Origin of the sequence: Halosimplex salinum (genome assembly GCF_003730195.1) — an archaeon.
Lineage (GTDB): Archaea > Halobacteriota > Halobacteria > Halobacteriales > Haloarculaceae > Halosimplex > Halosimplex salinum.
Window position 1 is genome coordinate 140,240 of record NZ_QWGG01000008.1, and the last position, 21,778, is coordinate 162,017.

At 66.1% G+C, this 21,778-nt stretch carries 19 protein-coding genes; 11 read left to right on the forward strand and 8 right to left on the reverse strand.

Annotated elements, in window-relative coordinates; genetic code table 11:
- Positions 1 to 4: 4 nt before the first annotated feature.
- The gene (locus tag D1409_RS18625; protein ID WP_123538502.1) at positions 5 to 1,717 is read right to left on the reverse strand and encodes a carbamoyltransferase family protein; all 1,713 of its coding nucleotides are present in this window, start codon (positions 1,715 to 1,717) and stop codon (positions 5 to 7) included.
- Between the two features lie 269 nt (positions 1,718 to 1,986).
- Here D1409_RS18625 and D1409_RS18630 point away from each other — a divergent pair, with 269 nt between their 5' ends.
- The 5 genes from D1409_RS18630 to D1409_RS18650 all read left to right on the forward strand — a co-directional run bounded on the left by D1409_RS18630 (position 1,987) and on the right by D1409_RS18650 (position 10,049).
- Positions 1,987 to 3,138: a glycosyltransferase family 4 protein gene (locus D1409_RS18630; RefSeq protein ID WP_123538503.1), complete on the forward strand. Its 1,152-nt coding sequence runs from the start codon at positions 1,987 to 1,989 to the stop codon at positions 3,136 to 3,138.
- A gap of 195 nt (positions 3,139 to 3,333) precedes the next feature.
- Positions 3,334 to 5,364 carry a right-handed parallel beta-helix repeat-containing protein gene (locus D1409_RS18635; protein ID WP_123538504.1) on the forward strand — a complete coding sequence of 677 codons (2,031 nt, stop codon included), beginning with the start codon at positions 3,334 to 3,336 and terminating at the stop codon, positions 5,362 to 5,364.
- Positions 5,365 to 5,463: 99 nt separating this feature from the next.
- Positions 5,464 to 6,399: an NAD-dependent epimerase/dehydratase family protein gene (locus D1409_RS18640; protein ID WP_123538505.1), complete on the forward strand. Its 936-nt coding sequence runs from the start codon at positions 5,464 to 5,466 to the stop codon at positions 6,397 to 6,399.
- A complete protein-coding gene (locus D1409_RS18645; protein WP_164471776.1) occupies positions 6,396 to 7,673 on the forward strand; it encodes a sulfatase in 1,278 nt (425 codons plus the stop codon). The genes D1409_RS18640 and D1409_RS18645 overlap by 4 nt, the downstream gene beginning before the upstream one ends.
- Before the next feature lie 51 nt (positions 7,674 to 7,724).
- On the forward strand, positions 7,725 to 10,049 hold the full coding sequence (locus tag D1409_RS18650) for a DUF2206 domain-containing protein (RefSeq protein ID WP_123538507.1): 2,325 nt from the start codon (positions 7,725 to 7,727) through the stop codon (positions 10,047 to 10,049).
- A 10-nt stretch (positions 10,050 to 10,059) separates the two neighbouring features.
- Here the strand turns inward: D1409_RS18650 and D1409_RS25760 are convergent, their stop codons facing one another.
- Complete coding sequence (locus D1409_RS25760; protein WP_123538508.1) at positions 10,060 to 10,506, reverse strand: DUF1616 domain-containing protein; 447 nt, start codon at positions 10,504 to 10,506, stop codon at positions 10,060 to 10,062.
- A 437-nt stretch (positions 10,507 to 10,943) separates the two neighbouring features.
- Here D1409_RS25760 and D1409_RS18660 point away from each other — a divergent pair, with 437 nt between their 5' ends.
- The 3 genes from D1409_RS18660 to D1409_RS18670 all read left to right on the forward strand — a co-directional run bounded on the left by D1409_RS18660 (position 10,944) and on the right by D1409_RS18670 (position 15,198).
- Positions 10,944 to 12,176, forward strand: a complete 1,233-nt coding sequence (locus D1409_RS18660) for a nucleotidyltransferase domain-containing protein (protein ID WP_123538509.1) — start codon at positions 10,944 to 10,946, stop codon at positions 12,174 to 12,176.
- Positions 12,177 to 12,398: 222 nt separating this feature from the next.
- Entirely contained in the window at positions 12,399 to 14,180 is a 1,782-nt protein-coding gene (locus tag D1409_RS18665) for an ABC transporter ATP-binding protein (RefSeq protein ID WP_123538510.1), read from the forward strand.
- Positions 14,181 to 14,310: 130 nt separating this feature from the next.
- Positions 14,311 to 15,198, forward strand: coding sequence for a hypothetical protein (locus tag D1409_RS18670; RefSeq protein ID WP_123538511.1), 888 nt, complete (start codon positions 14,311 to 14,313; stop codon positions 15,196 to 15,198).
- 244 nt (positions 15,199 to 15,442) lie between these two features.
- Here D1409_RS18670 and D1409_RS24725 read toward each other — a convergent pair whose 3' ends face one another.
- The 5 genes from D1409_RS24725 to D1409_RS18685 form a co-directional block, all read right to left on the reverse strand.
- Positions 15,443 to 15,598, reverse strand: a complete 156-nt coding sequence (locus D1409_RS24725) for a hypothetical protein (RefSeq protein WP_164471778.1) — start codon at positions 15,596 to 15,598, stop codon at positions 15,443 to 15,445.
- A 4-nt stretch (positions 15,599 to 15,602) separates the two neighbouring features.
- Positions 15,603 to 15,758, reverse strand: a complete 156-nt coding sequence (locus D1409_RS18675) for a lasso RiPP family leader peptide-containing protein (RefSeq protein ID WP_123538512.1) — start codon at positions 15,756 to 15,758, stop codon at positions 15,603 to 15,605.
- A gap of 150 nt (positions 15,759 to 15,908) precedes the next feature.
- Positions 15,909 to 17,846: an asparagine synthase-related protein gene (locus D1409_RS18680; RefSeq protein WP_123538513.1), complete on the reverse strand. Its 1,938-nt coding sequence runs from the start codon at positions 17,844 to 17,846 to the stop codon at positions 15,909 to 15,911.
- Complete coding sequence (locus D1409_RS25615) at positions 17,843 to 17,968, reverse strand: hypothetical protein (RefSeq protein WP_268895833.1); 126 nt, start codon at positions 17,966 to 17,968, stop codon at positions 17,843 to 17,845. Before D1409_RS25615 ends, D1409_RS18680 begins: the two co-directional genes overlap by 4 nt.
- A gap of 12 nt (positions 17,969 to 17,980) precedes the next feature.
- Complete coding sequence (locus D1409_RS18685; protein WP_123538514.1) at positions 17,981 to 18,244, reverse strand: PqqD family protein; 264 nt, start codon at positions 18,242 to 18,244, stop codon at positions 17,981 to 17,983.
- Positions 18,245 to 18,371: 127 nt separating this feature from the next.
- Here D1409_RS18685 and D1409_RS18690 point away from each other — a divergent pair, with 127 nt between their 5' ends.
- Entirely contained in the window at positions 18,372 to 18,977 is a 606-nt protein-coding gene (locus D1409_RS18690) for a metal-dependent hydrolase (RefSeq protein WP_123538515.1), read from the forward strand.
- Positions 18,978 to 19,114: 137 nt separating this feature from the next.
- Here D1409_RS18690 and D1409_RS18695 read toward each other — a convergent pair whose 3' ends face one another.
- Positions 19,115 to 19,342: a hypothetical protein gene (locus D1409_RS18695; RefSeq protein WP_123538516.1), complete on the reverse strand. Its 228-nt coding sequence runs from the start codon at positions 19,340 to 19,342 to the stop codon at positions 19,115 to 19,117.
- Between the two features lie 307 nt (positions 19,343 to 19,649).
- Between D1409_RS18695 and D1409_RS24730 the strand changes: the two genes are divergently transcribed.
- Complete coding sequence (locus tag D1409_RS24730; RefSeq protein WP_164471779.1) at positions 19,650 to 20,090, forward strand: lasso peptide biosynthesis B2 protein; 441 nt, start codon at positions 19,650 to 19,652, stop codon at positions 20,088 to 20,090.
- Positions 20,091 to 20,494: 404 nt separating this feature from the next.
- Positions 20,495 to 21,769 carry a glycosyltransferase family 2 protein gene (locus D1409_RS18710; RefSeq protein ID WP_123538518.1) on the forward strand — a complete coding sequence of 425 codons (1,275 nt, stop codon included), beginning with the start codon at positions 20,495 to 20,497 and terminating at the stop codon, positions 21,767 to 21,769.
- Positions 21,770 to 21,778 lie beyond the last annotated feature (9 nt).

Below are 21,778 nucleotides of genomic sequence, written 5' to 3' on the forward strand. Positions count from 1 at the left end.
CGCGTCATCGTTTCTCGACGATCAGGTCCTGCAGGACGAGCGTGTCCAGCCCCATCCCGAAGAAGTCCTTGATGGCCTCGTTCGGTTTCGTGACGACCGGCTCTCCGTGGTCGTTGAACGACGTGTTCAGGACGACCGGCACGCCGGTGACGTCTTCGAACTCGCTGATGAGCCGGTAGTATCGCGGGTTCTGGTCCTCCCGGACCGTCTGCGGTCTGGTCGTCTGGTCCGACGGGTGGAGGACCGCGGTGATATCGTCCCGCGCCTCCGGTCTCGTCGAGAACGTCTTGATCATGAACGACGACGGCTCGGCGTTCTCGAGATACTCGTCCGCGGCTTCCTCCAGCATCGACGGCGCGAAGGGCCGCCACTCCTCCCGGTGTTTCACGAACTTGTTGACCCGGTCGCGCGACGCTTCGGTCCGCGGGTCGGCCAGGATACTGCGATTCCCGAGCGCACGGGGCCCCATCTCCAGGCGGTTCTGGAACCAGCCGACGAGGTCGCCGTCGGCGAGTCGCTCGGCGACCGCTCGCTCGAGGTCGTCGGGCCGTTCGTAGTCGAGTTTGTTCGTCTCCAGTCGCTCTTCGATGGTCTCCGTGGAGAAACTCGGTCCCCAGTACACGTCCGTCATCTCCGAGGTCCGCCGCGGACCACTCTCGAGCATCCCCGCTCCGATCGCCGTCCCGGCGTCGTTCGCGACCGGCTGGATGAATATCCCGTCGACCGCGTCCAGCTCCATCACTCGCCGGTTCATCTTGCAGTTCAGCGCCACGCCGCCCGCGAGCCCGACGTTGCTCGTCCCGAACTCCCGGAGGTAGGTCTCGGCGATCTCCGTGACCGTCTCCTCGAGGAGGTACTGCGCCGTGAACGCCAGATCCTTCTCCCACTGGTCGAACTCGCCACGGGTCTTGTTTCTGGACCGTCCGAACAGCGCCTCGAGCCGTTCCACGCCGGACTCGAACCCGCCCGTGGTCAGTTCGGTGACGTCGTACTCGACGCCGGTGTCGATCACGCCGCGGAGGGTCGATTCGATCCTGCGGTTCCGCTCGCCGTACGGCGCCAGCCCCATCACCTTGCCCTCTCCGTTGTTCGGGTAGTAGCCGAGGAACTTCGTCACGACGCCGAAGAACGTCCCGAGGCTGTTGGGGTACTCGTACGTCTTCACGCGCTCCAGTCGGGCGTTTCGCGCTTCCCAGACGACCGTCGAGTCGTACTCCCCCCGGCCGTCGATACTGAGGACCAGTCCGTCGTCGAACGGCGCCGGATGGAGCGCGCTGGCCGCGTGACAGCGGTGATGAGACAGGGTCTCGACGGGCGGGACCTCCGAACCGAGGTCCTCCAGCCTGTTCTCGATCCACTCGACGGAGAACAGCGACGAGACGAGCGTCTGCTTCGCGGCCTGACCGGTCTGATAGAACTTCGTTCGGGCGGACTCTGGCCCGGAGATAGCTTCCTTGAACGTAGAGACGAGCGACTGTCTGTACAGTTCCGGCTCCCAGGGGAGGAGTATCTTGTCGACGTCGCGCAACCCGATGTCGCAGTGGTCGAGACAGGCGCGGATGGCCTGCTCCGGGAACGTGTTCACCGCGTGTTTCTCCCGTGTCAACCGTTCCTCCTCGACGCCGTAGACGAGCTCCCCGTCACGAAAGATCACGGCACTCGGGTCGTGAGACCCGAACATCCGTACACTCGGGTGAAATGAGAGGACGTATCTCATAACTCTCATGCGAGTTGGCATCTTCAAGAGTCTTTCTGTTAGACCGATAGTTTGGAGCGGAGAACCGACAGCCGCCGGCCCCGTCCGTGCCGCCCGTGAGACGTCGTGACCGCTCGGTCACGTGCCGACGCGAGACCGGTAATAGTTATTTTAATAACTGTTTCGTGTGGAGAACGACGAGAGCGTGGACCGCACTGGACCCGGCCGCAGGACTGCTCGGGCGTCGGGACTCGGTGACGGCCCACGACTGACCGGAACATACTACAACTATGAAAATTGCGTTCGTCTACGACGCGGTGTTCCCCTGGGAGAAGGGTGGGGCACAGAAACGCGTCTGGGAACTCGCACGTCGCCTCGCGGAGGATCACGACGTCCACCTGTACGGGATGCACTACTGGGACGGCCCAGCCGTCATGGAGAGAGACGGGATCACGTATCACGGCGTCTGTGAACCGTACGACCTCTACACGGACGGCCGCCGCGCGATCCCGCCCGCAGTCAAGTTCGCCGCCAGTCTCGGACCGGAACTGGTCGGGACCGAGTACGACATCGTCGACTGCCAGCAGTTCCCGTACTTCCCGGTGCTCGCGAGCAAACTGCAGGAGCTCACGGCGGACACGTCGCTCGTGGTCACGTGGTACGAGGTCTGGGACGACTACTGGTACGACTACCTCGGCTGGAAGGGTGTGTTCGGGAAAGCCATCGAACAGATGACGATGCGCACGCCCGAAACGATCGTTCCCATCTCCTCGTTCATCCGGGACGACCTCGTCGAGGCGGGGGGTTCCCGCGAGATGACGGTCGTCGAGAACGGGGTCGACTACCAGGGCATCCAGGAGATCCCCGCGGCCGACGAGGACTGGGACGTCGTCTACGTCGGCCGCCTCGCGGAGCACAAGAACGTCGCCTGGCTGCTCGAGGCCGTCGAGGCCGCGGAAGACCGCCTCGGTCGCCCGGTCGAGACGTGCATCGTGGGCGACGGCCCCGAGCGCGAGCGTCTCGAAGGCATCGCGGCGGAGCGCGACCTCGAGAACGTCGTCTTCCAGGGCTTCGTCGAGGAAGACGAGGACGTCATCGGCCACGTCAAGGCGGCGGACGTGTTCGTCCTGCCCTCGATCCGGGAGGGGTTCCCGAACACGATCCTCGAAGCCAACGCCTGCGGCGTGCCGAGCCTCGTCGTCGACCATCCCGAGAACGGGTCGACGGCGGTCGTCCAGGACGGCAGGACCGGCTTCGTGGTCGACCCGGATCCCGCGGCGATTACCGACCAGATCGCCGAGGTGCTGACCGACGACGTGCTCCTGTCGGCGGTGTCGGCGGGCGCCCGAGAGTACGGTGCGGCTCACGACTGGGACGAGATCGTCGCCGACCTGGAGGACGTGTACCGGGCCGTCCGGCCCCGACGACGCCGTGTCGCCTGACACCCCCGGAACATATCAGGGAGGGTGATGAAGTGGCGGTACAGATGGGGGAGCGGTCAACACAGACATGCACACGTTCGACCAGCGGTACGGCGCGCCTCTCGAAGCGGACGAACTCGTTCGGATCGGAGCTGACGACGGAACACGTCGCTCCAGCGGGGGACGACCCGTGATCCGGATCTCGGGGGAGGGGCGATGACGGACGACACCGACCCGGACGAGACGGGAGCGGCAGGGAGCGGCGGTCTGCGTCGACGGAACGTTCTGATAGGTGCGCTGGCCGCGACGGGGCTGTTCGGCGCGACCGCATTCCAGTCACGGAGGAGTGAGACGGCACGTAACGTGGACCCCGGGGACGCCACGGGCGAGGCCACACAGAGCCCGACGGCCCGGGCGAGTCCCGAGCCGACGCGTGCCACGGACGGCGGCACCGAGCTCACGCGCGGACTCCAGGCCGAGTTCTACGAGGGAACGCTCGAGGAGCGGCCGCCTGCCGGGAGTCGCGGCCGGTACTGGCGCGTTCACGACCCCGAGACGCCGGAACACGGGGTCGTCTACGTCGACGACGGCGACTCGTGGTCGAAAGTCGACGTCGGATTCGGATCGGTCGACGTCGGCGAGCAGAACGGGACGGTCCAGTGGGTTCGGTCCGGGAGCGACAGCGCGGCGATCCAGGCCGCGATCGACGACGTCGCCGATTCGGGCGGGGGGATCGTCAAACTCGAACAGGGCGAGTTCACGATCTCGAACGACGTCACCTGTCGGTCCGGCGTCGTCGTCGAAGGGGCCGGGATCGGCGAGTCGACCCTGCGAGCACAGGGCGGGTACGGCCTGCAGAGCGAGCCAGACATCTCCCGGGCCGGGATGCGTGAGTTTACCTACGACGGACAGAACAGCGGTGACGGGGCGTGGATCTTCTGGGTCGGCGGGTCGGAGGGACCGACGTACTGCTTCGCCGACCACGTCGAGGTCCGGAACGCAGGCGCGCGCTCCTCCGGGAGCAGTAACGGCGGCCTCGCGATCCGCGGCGGTCACGACAACACGCTCGTCAACTGCAGAGCGGAGAACTGCGCGGCGGTCTCGCTCGGTGCGCCGCTCGGCGAGCGCTCGACGATCGCGTTCTGCGAGGTGAAAGACGCGAACCCCTCGTCGACGTTCAACCACGGCCTCTCGGTCGAGGACGCACACCACTCCGTCGTGATCGGCAACCACTGCTACGACACCGACAGGCCGTTGCAGGACCCGGCGATCAACATCAATCGAACGAGCAGGACGGTCTGCCTCGGGAACACCGTCTCACAGACGTACAAGGGGATCAACATGGCGAACGGGCGGACGAGAGAGACCGTCGTCGGATTCAACACGATTCACGACGTCGCGAACAAGGGGATCATCGTCAGCGTGACCAACACGGGACCCCTCTCGGTGGAGAACAACCTCGTCATCGGAAACGTGGTACGAGGGTGGGAGATCTACGGCCTCCAGGTGAACAACGATGCACACGCGGACATCAAGTTCAACACGTTCATCTCCGAGAACGCGTCCAGCAGTCGCGGGAACAAAGGCTCCGCCGTGTTCATCTTCGACCCGGGGAAGGGGTGTGACGTCGTCGGGAACCGGATCCACGCCTCCCAGGGGACCGGAATCACACACGGGCCGGTCGACGAAGACGAAGACGAGAAGCGGTATCCGATCCTCGCGAACAACCGCGTCGAGGCGCCGAACGGGCGGTCGATAGAAGTCGCGGCCGACGAAACCAGGATCCTCGACAACTACGTCCGGGACGGGAACACGGTCGTCAGAGGGGCGAACGGCGTCGTCGTCCGTGACACCGGTCCGGCGACCGTGAACACCGTCAACGGCGTGGATCGACTCGTCGTCGACGGGAGATACCGCGTCCCACCGACGTTCTCGCTCGGCGGATCCGACGGCACGATCGCTCCCGAATCGGACCCGGTCGGCAGCTACGACCTGCTCGTCGAAGCGGGCGGCTCACCGGCGGCCCTCCAGGGGATCGAACCCATGGGGGACCGTCGCGTGACCGCCAGAATCGTTCGCGCGGGCGACGAACGAGTCGTTCTGGAACACGACAGCGACGACGCCTCCTGCCCCCTCCTCAATCGAAGCGGCCGGAGCGACGCGCTCGACTCGAACGGCGCGCTGGCGACCTACGAGTTCGACAGTCGACACACCGTCTGGCGGCAGACGGCGCTGAATCGGCAGTGAGGGTCGCGTTCGGCCGCTTCCGAAACGATCTGTTCGGCCGAAGTGACTGTCCGTTCCAATAGAATAAAATACCGGGGGCCGAACTATCCGAACACGTAAATGAGACTGGATGAGTCGACGGTCCTCGTCACCGGTGGGGCAGGCTTCGTCGGATCGCATCTGACCGAGCGACTCGCCGACCGCGGCACGGAACTCGTCGTCGTCGACGACCTCTTCGCCGGTCGACGGGAGTACGTGCCGGACGACGCGACGTTCTTCGAACAGGACGTGCGGTCGGACGCCTTCGCCGAGACGGTTCGGGAGACGGACCCGGACGGGATCGTCCACCTCGCGGCGATACATCACATCCCGTACTGCAACGCGAACCCCGAGGCGGCGTTCGAAGTGAACACGATGGGGACGCGGAATCTGCTCGCCGCGGCCGAGGACCTCGACGACCTCGAGCAGGTGGTCTTCGCGTCGACGGCGGCGGTGTACGAACCCGAGGACGGACCGCACCGCGAGACTGACGAGCCGGGGCCGATCGACATCTACGGACGGACCAAGCTCGTCGGCGAGGACCTCGTCGAACAGTTCACCACGAACACCGGTGTGCCCGCGGCGAGCGCGCGCCTGTTCAACGTGTACGGAACGAACGAGACGAACGAACACCTCATCCCGGCCATCCTGGACCAGCTCCGGGACGGGTCGCATGCAGTGGAGCTCGGGAACCTCTCGCCGGCCCGCGATTTCGTCCACGTCACCGACGTCGCCGACGCGCTCGTCGCGCTCCTCACGGAGTTCGACGCCGACTACCGCGCGTACAACGTCGGCACGGGCACCGAACACACAGTTCGTGAAGTCGTCGAACACACCGAGGCGGCGCTGGGCGAACCGATCGAGATATCCCAGGCCGAGGAACGCGTCCGCGAGTCGGACCGACCTCACCTCTGCCCGTCGACCGAGCGCATCGAACGCGAGATCGGCTGGACGCCGGACGTCGAGTTCACAGACGGGCTCCGGGAGTTGCTCGAGGCCGAGGGGATCAGGACGTGACGCGCAACGTCGTCCTCGTCACGTACGACAGTCTGCGGGCCGACCACTGCGGCCACTGGGGGTACGAGCGCGACACCAGCCCGAACCTCGACGCGATGGCCGAGACCGGCGTCGTCTACGAGAACGCCATCGCCCCGGCGTCGCGCACCAACCCGTCGATGGCCGGCATCCTCACCGGGGAACCGATGGTGTTTCGCGACCAGGTCTCCAACCCGGAGATCGCCCGTTCACACCTCGAACGCCACGGGACGCTCGCGGAGCGGTTGCGCGCGGAGGGGTACGCGACGGGCGCGTTCTGTCCGAACGCGTACGCCTCGAAGTTCTACGGCTTCGACCGCGGGTTCGACCGCTTCGAGGACTTCATGTTCGACAACAGCCGGTATCAGGACATCTTCCAGGACCATCTCGGGGACTCCGGGTTCTACACGCTGGTACGGAACCTCCGGAACTTCGTCTTCCGGCAGGAAGCGTTCAAGACCTGGGACAGCTACATCGACGAGATGGTCGAGTGGGCAAACGACCAGACCGAGCCGTTCTTCCTCTGGGCGTTCTCGCTCGACACGCACTTCCCGTACCTCACGCCGCGCACGTACCGGCAGTGGAGCAACCTCTTCGACCAGTACTACTACAACTGGCGGTGCAACCAGCTCATCAACGAGTTCGACATCGACATCTCGGAGAGGGAGGTCCGGAAGATCGTCGACATCTACGACGACTCGATCCGGTTCGGGGACGTGCTGCTCGCGGAACTCCTGGACCGGCTCTCGGCGTTCGACCCCGTGATCGTCGTCCACGGCGACCACGGCGAAGCGTTCGACGAGCGCGGCATCTACGGTCACTTCTTCCCGTCGCTGTACGAGGAGAACGTCCACGTGCCGTTCGTCGTCGAGGACGGCGAGTCGACGGGGACCGTCGACCGACCGGTGTCGCTGGTCGACCTCCCGGACGTCGTCACGCGAGCGGCGGGCGTCGAGGACGGCTCGCTCACCGATATCGGAGACGACTACGTGGTCGCGACGGACTACGACGGCCGGAACGACCGGGACATCACTGCGGTCCGCAGCCGGCGGTTCAAGTACATCCGCAGGAGCGAGAACGGCGACGAGAATCGAGAGTTGTACGACCTCGGGACCGACCGCGGCGAAACCGAGAATCTGGTCGAGACACACGATATCGGCGACACCTTCGGAGCCCTCGCCGACCGTCGAGCGAGTCACGAGTCGGAACTGCTCGGTATCCAGCGGGCCGCGGCCGGCCTGCATGACGAGCCCTGAGACCGCCACACGAATGATGGGTGTACTACGCAGAGTCGTACTACGTCAGCCATGACGGCGGCCAGCGACCACGAGATTCACGCTCCGCTCGGCGAGTCCCGCGGGCGGTCGCTGTCCGTCACGAGCAGACGGGTCACTGCGGCGGTCCTCGTTCTCCAGGCGCTCGTCCTCGCCATCGTCGGTCTGGAGTGGGTCGGACTGCCGCTCCCCGTGGTCCGTCCGGTCGTCACGGTCGTCTATCTCACGTTCGTTCCCGGGTACCTCCTCCTCCGGATCGTGGGCGTCACGGACACGAGCCACGTCGAGACCGTGATCTACTCCGTCGGACTGAGTCTCGTCTCGCTGATGGGGGTCGGAGTCGTCGCGAACTTCGCGCTCCGACAGGTCGGCGTCGTGCGGCCGGTCTCCGAGGGTCCGATGGTGCTCTCCGTCGGCGCGTTCGTCTGTGTGCTCACCTGGGTGTACTTCACACGCGTCGAAGCGGACAGGTGGGCGACGGTCGACACCCGTCAGCTCACGTCACCGACGGTCCTGACGCTGGCGCTCCTGCCGCTCGCCGGAATCTACGGCGGGCTAATACTGACCCGGTTCGGGGACAACACGCTCCTGATCGTGCTGTACGGAGCGGTGCTGGTAGTGCCCGTCCTCGTCGTCGCCGGCCGACTGCCGGACCACCTCCTCCCGTACGTGGTGTGGATCGTCGCCCTCTCGTTGCTGCTGCAGAACACCCTCAGCGGGCACTTCCTGGCGTGGGGCGATTCGCCGAAGGAGGCGAGTCTCGCGCTGAACGTCGTCCGCGACGGCTACTGGGACCCCGCGCTGGCGCCGAGCCACGGGAACAAGTACGCGATGCTCCGGATCGTGTTCCTGCATCCGATCTACGCGCTGTTCACGGACCTGAAGTTCGTCTGGGTGTTCAAACTCGTCCACCCGCTGATCTTCTCGCTGACGCCGGTCGCACTGTATCACGCCTACGAGCAGTATCTCGAGGAGCGCGCGGCGTTCCTGTCGGTGTTCCTCTACGTGTCGCTGTTCTCGTATTTCGTCGTGCTCTCGCGGAACACTCGCACCGCGACGGCGCTGTTTTTCGTCTCGCTGTTCGCGGCGATGGTCGCCTCCGACCGGATCCCGTTCGCCAGGCGCAAGATCCTCGGTATCCTGTTCGTCGCGGGCGTCGTAGTCTCGCACTACGGCGTCTCGTACATGTTCATGCTCGCGCTGGTGCTCGTCGTTCCCGTCCGACTGGTCCTCGACCGGGTGTCACCGCGGAATCGGACCGAGACTCCCTTCACCTCGCCGGTGTTCGCCTTCCTCTACGGGACGATTCTGTTCGCCTGGTACATCTACGCGTCGCCGGGGGGCAAGGCGTTCGACACGCTCCTCGGGTTCGCCGACTCGTTCCTCGTCCGCCTGACCGCGCAGTACGTCGCCGACCCGGACAGCGCCAGCGCGACCGCGCGGTACCTCACGTCCGACTTCACCTCGGCGACGCTCAGCGTGCTCCGGCTGTACAACGTCCTCGTGGGCCTCGTGATCGTCGTCGGCCTCGCGCTGACGTACTGGCGACTGATCAGGGGAAGCGACGTCGAGTTCGACACGGAGTACGTCGCCCTCGCGTCGGTGGCGCTCGTCATCTTCGGGATCACGTTCCTCCCGGTCGAGCGGTTCAACACCGCGCGGACGTACGCGACGACCCTCCTGTTTTTCGCGCCGTTCTTCGTCCTCGGGGTGAGACAGCCAATCGAGTTGGTCGCGCAGTACCTCGAACCGGTCGGGAGGCTCGACCCACACCACTTCGTCACGCCGGCACTCCTCCTCTTCCTCGCGCTGAACGTCGGGTTCGTCTCCGCGACCGTCACCCACGAGTACTCGACGAACGCGCTCGTGGAGAAAGACCGGATCATGGACGACGGCGCGCCGCCGGAGAAGAACTACTTCTACAAGCAGTACCCGACGGTGTACGGCGTCTCGGGGACCGAGTGGCTCCTGTCGACCGGCGCCGACAACTCGACGCTGTACCGCAGTAACTGGCCGGGCGGCACCAAGAGCGCTGTCGGGCACAGACCGCTCGCGGCTCCACCGGGCGGCGACTCCGCGTCGGCCACGCTCTGGCGGAAGCCACTGGAGCGGGAGATGTTCGCCGACAACGCCACCGTCGACGAAGGGTACCTGTTCCTCAGCGCGTACAACGACGAGCGGTTCGGGAACATCATCAGCCTCCCGAGCCACCACTTCGTCTTCGAGTACGTCGAGACGAGCGAGTCACGGGACCACTGGGGCGACAAACACCTGATCTACGACAACGGCGGCAGCCGCGTCTACTACGGTCAGAACCGGACGGCGAGCGAAGTGGCGTCGGGGACCGGTCCCGAGTAACCGCCCCGCCCTACTCCTCGACCTCGAACGCTAGCTGGAGTTCCCGATACGGATCTCCGTCCAGTGGCCGGTCCCGATAGAGGCGGAGTTCGACGGTCCGCGCACCGGGGTCCCGGAAGGAGAGGGTGAGCGGCCGTTCCCACGTCTCGCCGTCGTCGAGCGTCACCGACCGGTTGTCGAGTCGCGTGCCGTCGGCGACGGCCGCGAACTCGTAGGTCGTCTCGCGGTGCTCGTCGTTCTCGATGCCGACGACGACAGTCGTCTCCTCGCCGACCGAGAGGTCGGTCTGGTAGTTCGCGGCCGTTCCGCTCTCGTTGACGACGTAGAACGCGGTGGCCGCCGGCGTCGCCGGCACCGGCGTCACGGCGTAGTAGACGAGCCCCAGCACGCCGAGAACGAGTATCGCACCGAGCACGCCGGAGACTACCTGACGCGCGCCGATCTCAGTTTGACTCATGTGTTTCGAGGGTGTGTCGGGAACCGACCGTGTCGGCGTCGAGTCGCGACAGGTTCCCGGTCGTGTTCGATACCGGACGCCGCTGGTTGAAAAACGTGTCGTGTAGTTCACACCGAGCGCCGGGTCGCGTTCGCCACGGGACGTGCGAGGCGTCGCGACGTGAACGCCGGTCAGCGATAGCGTTCCGCGTCGATCCGACAGTTCGTCGCCGGGCGCGGGTATGTGAACACCATTACATCTTTGTACGCGATAGGCGTGGAAGGTACCGTGAGACGGGATCCGGGGGAGAGAGAACGGGGAGACCGCGGTCACGGGGGCGTGAGTGCGCTCCCCTGGGAAGGGGGCGTTCGTTCCGGGCCGACCAGGGCAGTCCCACCAGCGTCGACTCGTTCGCGGACGGCGTGTACGGCCGCCGATCGGTGGGTGCGGTGAGACGGATGGGGAGTTCTCGCGGTCCCGGAGCGGGCAGTTCCGAGGCGGGCGGTTCGTCCCCCCTCGCGTCTCTGGACGCCGAACAGACCGCGATTCTCGACTGTTTGCGGAGACAGATCGACACCGGTTCGGGTCGGCTGGAAGCCGCGTCCGACACGGCACTCGACTGGGACCGACTCGAGGAACTGGCGCGCAGACACCGCGTTCGACCCATCGCGTATCACGTCCGCAGCGAGCACCACTCGGACGGCGTCCCGCGGGACAGACTCGGTCAGTGGACGGAACAGCTCGAACGCAACACCAAGCGGAACCTCCAGTTGTCCGCGGAGCTGTGTGCACTGCTCGAAGCGTTCGACGAGCGTGGCGTTCGCGCGCTCCCGTACAAGGGACCCGCCGTCGCGGCCGAGGCGTACGGGGACGTCTCGGCCCGCGAGTTCGGTGACCTGGACGTCATCATCTCGAAACCCGATTTCGAGGCGGCCAAACGAGTGCTCCGGGACAGGGGGTACGAGATCCAGTACGAGTCGCCGACGACGGACGGACTGTCCCGGGCTCAGGAGTCACTCGTCCTCCAGTTCGGCCGCGGATTCGAGTTCGTCAGCGAGGACCGGCGCGTGTCGGTCGACCTCCACTGGCGCTTTCTCCCGCCACGCTCCTCGTTCCCGGTCGACTTCGACGACGTCTGGGCCCGGCGACAGACGGTGTCGGTCGCCGGCAGGGACGTCCCGAAGCTCTCGACGGAGGACACGGTGCTCCTGCTCTGTGTCCACGGAACTCGACACGGTCTCCAGTTGCTCCGCGGCGTGTGCGACCTCGGGGCGCTGATCGAACGATCCGAGATCGACTGGGCGCAGGTCTCCCGTCGCGCCTCCCGCCTCGGCTGTGAGCGACGGGTCGGGATCGGTATCAAGGTGGCCCGCGAGCTCCTCGCAGTCGACGTTCCCGACGAGGTCGTCGACCGGCTGGAGTCCGACCCCGTCGTCGCCGACCTCGTCGAACAGCTGTACGACTGGCTGTTCGACGCCGAACACGACTCCAGGGACGACCCCAGGTTCAAGTACCGGATGCACGAGCGGCGCCGAGACCGACTCACGTTCCTGATCCGGTGGACCTTCTACCCGCATCAGAAGGAGATCGAACTGGTCTCACTGCCCGAGTCGCTCGCCGTGCTCTACTACCCGTTGCGGCCGCTCCGGCTGCTCGGGGAAGCCAGCACGCGACTGCTCCCCGGGACGTAGTCCGGGACGAGACCGAGCGGGGGCGTCGCTCCGGCCACCCGTAAGAACTATCTTTTCTGCGACAGGACGACACGGTATCCGGGTGGACCGAAGCGTCACGAGCGGGCTCAGTCGCCCACACGAACCGTGTCCGTCGCGTCGGGCAGTCGTTCGGGCAGCAACGCCGACCGAGCGACCTGACCGCGGCGGCGTCACAGCGACGGACACCGGACGGTGGGACGGATGAGCGTCGGCCGTGACGAGAAGTTCGCCGCGCTCCGGGAGGCGGTCACGTACAGGCCGAAACTCGGGGCGGTGATCGTCGCACTGAGTCTGTTCACCGCGCTCCTGGAGGGCGTCGGCGTGGGGTTCATCCTCCCCGTCGTCGAGTTCGCACAGTCGACTCCGTCGACAGCGGAAGCCGACGGGCTGCTGGGGCTGTTCGTCCGGGCGTACGCGCTGCTCGACGTCCCGTTCAGCCTGGAGTACCTGATCGCGGGCGCGTCGGCCGTCGTGTTCGTCCGGTTCACGACGAGTTTCGTCGTCGGCTGGTTACGGGCCGTCCTGAACACCAGCTATCAGCGGTCGTTGCGACAGCAACTGTTCGAACGCATCGCGTACGCGCCGGTCACGTACATCGACGACGAAGGGTCCGACGACCTGCTCAACAGCATCGTCACGGAAGCGCACCGGTCGGGCGGCGCCGCCGCCGCCGTCTTCACCGTCGTCGACATCGCGCTTCGCGGGCTCATCTACCTCGCCATCGCCTTCGTCATCTCGCCGCGGTTGACGCTCGTCGCTCTCGTCGGACTCGCTGCGAGCACGCTGTTCGTCCGGTTCGTCCTCGAACCGGCCTACGCCGTCGGCGACGAGGTCGCCGGCCTGAACAGCCGGATCCAGACCGTCGCACAGACCGCGATCCAGGGCGCCCGCGACGTCCGCCTGTTCAACCTGCGGTCCGAACAGGTCGAGGAGATGCGGGAGACGCTCGACGAGTTCGTCGACGTGCGGGTCAGGTACCTCCGCAACAAGACCGCGCTCGGCAACTTCAACCAGCTCACGAACGCGCTGGTCGTGTTCGGCCTCGTCTACGTGGGGATCAGGCTCACGGCGCTCTCTATCGCCGAGATCGGCGTGTTCCTCGTCGCGGTCTACCGGCTGTCGCCGGTGGCGACGCAACTCAACGAGACCGTGTACATGATCGGCGGCCAGCTGCCCCACCTCGTCAGAGTCCAGGCTCGGCTGGACGAACTCGACGCGACCGCCGAAAACACGACCGCGGGCGGCGAGCCAGTCGACTCCGTCGACCGCCTGGCGTTCGAGAACGTCCGGTTCGGCTACGACGGGGACGACCGGGTGCTCCGGGGAGTCACGTTCGACCTCGAACGGGGAGAACACGTCGCGCTCGTCGGCCAGTCGGGAGCGGGCAAGTCCACAGTGGTGTCTCTGCTCGGCCGGTTACAGACCCCCGACTCCGGTCAGATACTCGCCGACGGGACGCCCATCGACGCGTTCGATCTCACCCAGTGGCGTGAACGGCTCGCGGTGGTCCGGCAGAACCCATACATCTTCGACACGACGCTCCGGGAGAACGTCACGGTCGGCCGTCGAACCGCCTCGCAGCGCGAGATCGAGCACGCCTGCGAGATCGCACAGGTCACGGAGTTTCTCGACGAGCTCCCCGAGGGGTACGAGACGGAACTCGGCGAGGACGGCGTCCGCCTGTCGGGCGGACAGAAGCAGCGAGTGGCTCTCGCACGCGCGTTGCTGAAAGACGCAGACGTGCTCGTGCTCGACGAGGCCACCAGCGAACTCGACTCGAACATCGAACAGCGGGTTCACGACAACATCGACGAGGTGGAGGACCGGTACGCGACTATCAGTATCGCGCATCGGCTCTCGACGGCGGCGGACGCCGACAGGATCTACACCCTCGTCGACGGGACAGTCGCCGAAGCCGGCACCCACGACGAGCTGGTCGAGAGCGGCGGTGTGTACGCGACCCTCTACGCGACACAGAGCTGAGTCGCGTCTCGCACGCGTCGTTCCCCCTCGGACAGACCGCGCTCCGGCGCCGCCCCGGCAGGGAATGGTAAAGTAACCATTAAGAGGGACAGCTGTATTTTCGAGATAACGACCGGAGCAGTCGCATTCCATGTACCACTACGCTGCGTACGGGCTGAGCATCCAGTCGGCGTTCGAACTCCCGGAGTTACCGGCGGTCGACGGGGCGCCAGCGCCGGACGTCACTATCAGAGACGACGCGGTCGAAGCGGTGCCGCGTTCCGTCGACGCGTTCGGTGAGTTCCGCGTCCAGGCCGAACCGGGGGTCGCCCGACTGTCCTACGAGTCCGTCGGTACGTTTCTCGTCGAATCGGGCGAACGGGTGACGTTCGACCCGGTCGCGGCCGACACGCTGGACGACCCGACCGTTCGTCGACTCCTCGAGAAAGAGATACTGGGGCTGGCGCTCCATCAGCGCGACCGGCTGGTGCTCCACGCCAGTGCCGTCTCCGTCGACGGCGAAGCCGTGCTGTTCCTGGGCGAACAGGGCGCCGGGAAGTCGACGACCGCCGCCGCGTTCCACCAGGCCGGGCACGACGTCCTCGAGGACGACATGGTCGTGATCCGGACTGACGGCGAGGTCCCGACGGTCGCGCCGGGCGTCCCACAGATCCGGCTCGAACCCGACTGCGCCGACGCGATCGGTATCGAACAGACCGACGAGTTCCCGGACGTCGAGCAGGTCGACAAGGTGCTGAAGCGACTCGATTCGACGCCGGACCCGGCGCCGCTCGCGCGATGTTACGTGCTCCGGCGCGACGGGCCGCTCGCCGTCTCGGACCTGTCGTTGCAGGACACGTTTCTCGAGCTGATATCCCAGACCTTCGCGCGCGGAGTGCTGTCCGACACGAACGCCGCGGACACGCACTTCGAGCAGTGCTCGGATATCGTCGAGACGACGCCGTTCCGGGAACTCCAGTACCCCGAAACGGTGTCGCGACTCCCGTCGGTGGTCGACCGAGTGACCGACGAGCTGTGACGGCGGCGGCGTCGGGACCGCCGACGACCGCCTGCACGGAGCCGTCGGCCGCTCGCACGGAGCCGTCGGCCGCTGGCCCGAAGTGCTGTCGAACGTCACGCCCGGCGGGCGCTGTGGCGGCCACCTCGTCCTGCGCCGACCGACGTACCTGCCGGTCTCGGACTGGGTGGCCGAAAATCGCGGGAACGGCTGGTGCGTCCCCACTGGTGTTCCGCAGACGGGCCGACTCCGCCGTCCACTGGCCCTAGAAAACGGACCCGGTGAGCGGCGTCGCACCGGAGTACTCGTCGGTGTTGTCACCGACCTTGTTGGTACCGCTCCCCGTCCGCGTGATCTGTTCGACCGTGCCGTGTCTCTGGACGACCGGCGTCCTGTACGACCGTCGGGTCGGTTTCGCCATGGGATCAGAATATCGACCCGGTGAGCGGGGTCGTGTTCGAGTATTCGTCCGTGCTGTCCCCCTGCTTGTTGTTACCGCTACCCGTCTCGGTGATCTCCTCGACCGAACCGTGTTCGTTGATCTGCGGTGCCTCGTACCCGTGACTGTCAGCATCTGACATTGATCGTCGTTATGAGTTAACATGTTAAAAAAGTTGTCCCGGCAGGTCTGATTCGGGCCGCAGAGCGCGATACGCCGGCGATTCGCAGCTCGCTGGGACGTCGATGGTAATTGATCCGACGTTCACGATACGAACGTGTCGCGATTCACGCTACCGAACGTCGTCGTTCGTCGCAACGGTGGAGCGGGGGGTCGTCGCGTCGGCCGAAGCCACGCGGTCTCGCTCCCCGCGTTCCTCGAGCCAGACGTACAGCGAGAGGGCTCGCCAGATCGGCTTCGGGTCTTCGGACGTGACGTCCCGGTCGAACCGGTCGTAGGACTCGCGGAGCGCGTCCACGTCGACGTACGTCGCGAGTCGGCCCGGGTCCGACAGCATCCGTCGAACGTGCTCGTCTTCCGCGGCGAGCGCGTTCCTGAACCCCTCGTCGAGCATGGCCTTCCAGGGTCGCCACTGAATCTTGTCGGGCAGGAGGTCGCCGAGCGCCCGGCGAGCGATCGAGCGCGTGTACCCGTCCGAGAGGTGTTGCTCGGGCGGCATGGCGAGCGAGAACTCGACCAGTCGAACGTCGGTGAACGGGTGACGTGGTTCGACGCCGAACAGCGCGTGTAACTGGTCGACCGTCTCGAACGTGGCCGTGATGTGCCCCGAGAGCAGCGACCGGCGCTGCCACCTGCGGGCGCTGCGACGGAGCACCGAACCGGTGTTCTGCAGCGACTTGTATCGCCCCTGAAGCCCGTACTCGTCGACGAACTCGGGGTTCACCGTCGGGTTCACCGCCTCCAGTAACACGGGGTCGCCTCGGAGTCGCTGATACGTCCGCTCGACGGGATCCGGAACGAGGTTCGCCAGCGCCATCGACTTGAACAGGCGCGGGAACGGCGCCCCCGTCACGTCGCTCATCTCACGGAGCGTCCTGTAGAGCCGGAGCCAGTGGCCGGTGCGGAGCATCTGCGGGAGCCAGCCGAACCCGTAGTCGATGGCGCTGTCGCCGAGGGCGCCGCTGAGGTGGACGCCGACCTCGTCGTCCCGGATCCGCCGGAGCTTCTGCCACTTCCCGAAGTGCATGACGTTGTGCGCCGGTTCGTCGTAGTACGGGAGCCACTCGTCGACGTCGACGAGCGTCCCCACACCGTCGAGATAGACGTACCGCGGGACGATCCCCGGTCGGTCGGTCAGCGTCTCGATGAACTCCCGCTCGTCGCTGGTCGGCGACTCGTCGTAGACGTTCGAGTACGTGTACAGCGGCTCGTCCGACGGCAGCAGGTCCCGCGCCACGGCCGTGACCGCCGACGAGTCGAGACCGCCGCTGAGGTCCGAACCGACCGATCCATCGGTCCGGAGGCGACAGTCGACGGCCTGTTCGAGCAGTTCGCGGAACCGCCGTTCGTAGGCCACGTCGGACTCCAGACTGACCGTCCGGGTCGGGTCCAGGTCCCAGTACTGCCACGTTCGAGCCTCGGACGCGTCGATGCGCATCGCGTGTGCGGGCGGCAGTCGACGGATCGCCTCGTAGTACGTGTTCTCCTTGTCTTCCCACGTGTTCAACAGGAAGTCGCCGATCTTCAGGTCGTCGAGCGTCCCGGGGACGAACGGGAGCGCGAGGAGCGCCTTCGCCTCGGAGGCGGCGGCGAACCCGCCCTCGCCCTCGTGATAGTACAGCGGCTTGACGCCGAAGTGGTCCCGAGCACAGAACACCGACTGCTCGTTCGCGTCCCAGACGACGAACGCGAACGCGCCGACGAGGTGGTCGACGCAGTGTTCGCCCCACTCCCGGTAGGCCGCTGCGAGCAGTTGACTGTCGGGGACCTGACCGGGCGGGTCGACGATCCGGAGGGTCTCCAGTAGCTCGTCGCGATTGTCGATGCGTGCGTCCGCAGAGACGACGAGCCCCCGGTCGCGAGACGGCTGGTCGTCGAAGCGTCCTTCCGGTGTGGTCCGTAGCTGCTGGTGGCCGAGCCCGACGCGGTCGTCCAGCCAGGCGTCCTGCCCGTCCGGTCCGCGGTGGTCGAGCGTGTCCAGCGCCCTCGTCAGGACGTCCCGGTCGAGGCTTCCACGGCCACGGTCGAACAGGCAGAGTATCCCGCTCATGGTTCGCCGTCGCCGGGCGGCCGTGACGGTTCGTCCCCCTCGACGACCGTCCGGTCACGGAGCCACGTTCCCCCGAGGCCCGTTCGGGACCGAACGGCGATGATATCGGTTTGTATTCCCATTCGACTACTCCGTCAGATGTCGCTGTCGACCTCGACGAGCCCGTGCTCCGCCATCTCGGCGAGCGTGTCCTCGAGGTCCCGTTCGCACTGTTCACGGTCGACGTCGTACCGCGAGAGAATCGCCTCCCTGAGTTCGGACACAGTGGCGGCGGTTTCGAGACGCTCCCACACGAACGTCGCGGTCTCGTTGAACCCGTAGTAGGTCCCGGACTCCGTCTCGAGCATGACCGCCTCCCCGTCGACGGTCGTCGCGAGCACTGTCTCCGAGCGTTCCACCCCTGTCGAATCTGAGAAGGTAATCACGTGTATACCCCTAATTGTCCGTGATAGATCCGCCGCAGTATAAAGGTCAGGTCTCTAACCGGTACACACAATACGGTGTGAGGGAAAGTTCGATCCGTCAATGTTGCCATGGGGGCATCTCGCCGTCGGCTATCTGTTGTACTCAGGAGGAACTCGGCTGTGGCATCGGCGGTCGCCGGACGACGCGCCGACGCTCCTGGCACTGCTCGGGACACAGGCGCCGGACCTCGTCGACAAACCGCTGAACTGGTGGTTAGCGGTCTTCGACGGCCGTGGGATCGGACACTCGCTCCTGACGACCGTCCCGGTCTGTGCGATGGTCTACCTCTTCGCGCGACGCCGCGGGCGTGGCGAGTGGGGCGCAGCGTTCGGATTCGGCGTCCTCACGCACCTGTTCGCGGACGCGTTCTACCCGGTCCTTCGCGGGGCGTCGAGCCTCGACGCACCGTATCTCCTGTGGCCGCTCCGCGAGGCGCCCACCTACCCCTCGGAGAACGTGATGGACCACGTGCTGCGAGTCGTCGTTCACTTCTCCGCTCTCAGGCACCGGGCGCCGGTCGACATCCTGACCGACAGGTTCGTCATCCAGGTGTTACTGGTCCCGCTCGTCGTGGGTATCTGGGCACTCGACGGGTTCCCTGGTCTCCCTGACCGCGACCCGTCTCCCGGCGGCGACAGCACGAACGACTGGATGGAGAAGTGGTGACCGGGACGCGAGTGACAGTGACGTAGTCGCGGCCGTGGTAGTCCTCGCGTGAGAGCGCGTCGACGTATCACGGGCCCTCAGCGAGTGGGAACGAGTGGATTCGAGTCGGTCAGCGGTGGTCGGTCAGCGGTGGCCGTTCACTCGTTGAGATACCCGAGGGATTCGAGTCGGTCCCGGACTTCCTGCTCCTCGACGTCCTCGAAGTCCCCGTCGCCGGCCTCCGTCTCGACCCGGTGGAGCACCTCCTCCAGCACGTACGCGATGTACTCCCCGGACGATTCGAACTCCGTCCGCGAGAGACGTTCCTCGACCTGGTCGACGACCTCCGTCGGGAGCTCGACGGCCTGCATCTGTTCTGCGCTCATGTGTGAAAGATGTGTCAGGAGAAGGCCCGTACACGAACATAACAGTTCCGGTGCCCCGGCGGCCGGCGACTGGATTTATGTCGGTCGGCGAGAAGGGGACGGTAACGAATGCCCTTCGCAGACCACCGAACGTCCCCGACTCGGGTCGCTTCGACCGGGGCGTCGCTCTCGACACGCTCCGGTGACCGGCGGGTCCGTCACACAGCGGCGGAGGACCCCGCGACCCACGGGTCGGACCGGCACCGTCGTGACCCGCTCGTCGAACCGGCCGCCGAAGTGGACCGCAGTCGCCACGAACAGCCGTAGAATGGGGACCGTCGCTCGATTGCGCGCGCTCTCCCGGGGGGATTACTTGCGCCTGTTCGCGGCGAGCGGCCTGCTCGTCGTCGCCCGAGTCGGGCTTTCGCTCTGGTCGCTCCACGGACTGCGAACCCTCCTCGTTCGAGTGGCCAGACGCGTGACCGTTCCGGGGTCACCCACGCCGCTCCGGGTCGCGTGGGCCGTCTCGACCGCTGACAGACGGCTCCCCGGGTCACGGACGTGCCTGATGCGCTCCGTGGCCACCGAGACGTTGTTGCGGCTGTACGGGTACACGCCGACGCACCGTCTCGGCGTCGACAGAGAGGGGTCCGACAGCATCGAGGCACACAGCTGGATCGAACTCGACGGCGACGTCCTCATCGGCGGTCAGCCGGACCTCTCCCGGTTCGACACGTTACCGCCACTGAACGAACGTGAACGTCCGTAACGATACGCTCTACCGGTGCGGTCGGACACGACGTCACGTTCACGTTTCGATACGACGCCCGGACTACGACCGGCCGATCACGCGACGCACCGGAGTGTAACACATCGTGGAATCACCCGACAGCATCCCGGTTTCGGTGTGAGGGGCGGGCCACAATAGTCAACTCAGAGAAAAGTATTTTATACCGTTCACCCAACTGGATTATCGACAACGGTGAGAATAGGTGGGCCGCTATCCACGAGCTGCACGGACGGCAAGTATCAAGTGTATCGACTGTAACGCGCCGGTTGTCGAAACGATCGAAGGAACCTACGTCTGTGTCGAGTGTGGGGGACGGCCGGTCCGGTGTGACCGGTCGTCGGGCGCTCGACTCGTAGCTGACGGCGGTGAGTCGTCGGAGTAACATGGTACCCGATCCCGAAGGAGAAAACGACAACACTCACGGAACTCCGAACGAGTCGGTCGCGGTCGCCGACCTCTCGGAGACGAACGAGGGAACGACGGACCTGCACGGGGACGACCTGCTGGTCCAGAAAGACAGCGCGCAGGAACCGAGCCTGACGGTCGTCATGCCCACTCTCGACGAGGAGGAGGGCATCGCGGAGTGCATCGACCGTATCAAGACGGCCGTCGCCGAGCTCGGCGTCGTCTCGGAGATCATCGTCAGCGACAGTTCGACCGACCGCACGCCCGAGATCGCACGCGAGCTGGGGGCTATCGTCGTCGAACCGGACGAGAGCGGGTACGGCAACGCGTACAAGTACGCCTTCGAGCACGCGCGAGGGGAGTACATCGCCATCGGGGACGCGGACACGACGTACGACTTCGAGGAGCTCCCGAAACTCGTCAGGCTCGCGAACCGGGACGACACCGACATCGCGATGGGGAGTCGGCTCGAGGGGGAGATCAAGTCCGGCGCGATGCCGGCGCTCCACCAGTACGTCGGGAACCCGCTCCTGACCCGGTTCCTCAACACGTTCTACGACGCGGGCGTGAGCGACGCGCACAGCGGGCTCCGCGTCATCGACCGGGACGCGCTGGAGGAGCTAGAGCTCGAGACGACCGGGATGGAGTTCGCCAGCGAGATGATCATGGACGCGGCCGCGAAGGACATGAACATCGAGGAACGACCGATCACGTACTACGAGCGCGAGGGCGACGCGACGCTCGATAGCTTCCGTGACGGCTGGCGACACGTGAAGTTCATGCTCGTGAACGCCCCCGGCTACCTGTTCTCGGGGCCGGCCGTGCTGTTCGCGTTGCTCGGCGTCACGGTCATGGGTCTCTCGCTGTTCGAGGTCCAGCTCGGCTCCGCGACGTTCGGACTCCAGACGATGATCGCGGGGAGCCTGATCACGGTCGTCGGCTACCAGATAGGCTGTCTCGCGATGTTCAGCTCCGTCGCGACGGACCCGATACGCGAGCCGGCCGACCCGATCACCGACCTGATCCGCGACCGGTTCCAGCTCGAACACGGCGCGTCGCTCGGGCTGGTGATCTTCGCCGGCGGCGCGACCGTCCTGTGCTACGCCGTCGTCGCCTGGACGATCGAGGGGTGGGCAGCAGTCCCCTCCGCGTCCGTGAACCTGCTCGCGTCGACGGTCACCCTGATCGGCGTCCAGACCGTGTTCAGCTCGTTCTTCCTGAGCATGCTGGTCGGTGCGGAACGGTCGGTGTAACCCCGACCG

Excerpts from the sequence above, each read along its gene's own strand:
- D1409_RS18625 (WP_123538502.1), bottom strand. The coding sequence starts at position 1,717 with ATGAGATACGTCCTCTCATTTCACCCGAGTGTACGGATGTTCGGGTCT.
- D1409_RS18630 (WP_123538503.1), top strand. The coding sequence starts at position 1,987 with ATGAAAATTGCGTTCGTCTACGACGCGGTGTTCCCCTGGGAGAAGGGT.
- D1409_RS18635 (WP_123538504.1), top strand. The coding sequence starts at position 3,334 with ATGACGGACGACACCGACCCGGACGAGACGGGAGCGGCAGGGAGCGGC.
- D1409_RS18640 (WP_123538505.1), top strand. The coding sequence starts at position 5,464 with ATGAGACTGGATGAGTCGACGGTCCTCGTCACCGGTGGGGCAGGCTTC.
- D1409_RS18650 (WP_123538507.1), top strand. The coding sequence starts at position 7,725 with ATGACGGCGGCCAGCGACCACGAGATTCACGCTCCGCTCGGCGAGTCC.
- D1409_RS25760 (WP_123538508.1), bottom strand. The coding sequence starts at position 10,506 with ATGAGTCAAACTGAGATCGGCGCGCGTCAGGTAGTCTCCGGCGTGCTC.
- D1409_RS18660 (WP_123538509.1), top strand. The coding sequence starts at position 10,944 with ATGGGGAGTTCTCGCGGTCCCGGAGCGGGCAGTTCCGAGGCGGGCGGT.
- D1409_RS18665 (WP_123538510.1), top strand. The coding sequence starts at position 12,399 with ATGAGCGTCGGCCGTGACGAGAAGTTCGCCGCGCTCCGGGAGGCGGTC.
- D1409_RS18670 (WP_123538511.1), top strand. The coding sequence starts at position 14,311 with ATGTACCACTACGCTGCGTACGGGCTGAGCATCCAGTCGGCGTTCGAA.
- D1409_RS24725 (WP_164471778.1), bottom strand. The coding sequence starts at position 15,598 with ATGGCGAAACCGACCCGACGGTCGTACAGGACGCCGGTCGTCCAGAGA.
- D1409_RS18675 (WP_123538512.1), bottom strand. The coding sequence starts at position 15,758 with ATGTCAGATGCTGACAGTCACGGGTACGAGGCACCGCAGATCAACGAA.
- D1409_RS18680 (WP_123538513.1), bottom strand. The coding sequence starts at position 17,846 with ATGAGCGGGATACTCTGCCTGTTCGACCGTGGCCGTGGAAGCCTCGAC.
- D1409_RS25615 (WP_268895833.1), bottom strand. The coding sequence starts at position 17,968 with ATGGGAATACAAACCGATATCATCGCCGTTCGGTCCCGAACGGGCCTC.
- D1409_RS18690 (WP_123538515.1), top strand. The coding sequence starts at position 18,372 with ATGTTGCCATGGGGGCATCTCGCCGTCGGCTATCTGTTGTACTCAGGA.
- D1409_RS18695 (WP_123538516.1), bottom strand. The coding sequence starts at position 19,342 with ATGAGCGCAGAACAGATGCAGGCCGTCGAGCTCCCGACGGAGGTCGTC.
- D1409_RS24730 (WP_164471779.1), top strand. The coding sequence starts at position 19,650 with ATGGGGACCGTCGCTCGATTGCGCGCGCTCTCCCGGGGGGATTACTTG.
- D1409_RS18710 (WP_123538518.1), top strand. The coding sequence starts at position 20,495 with ATGGTACCCGATCCCGAAGGAGAAAACGACAACACTCACGGAACTCCG.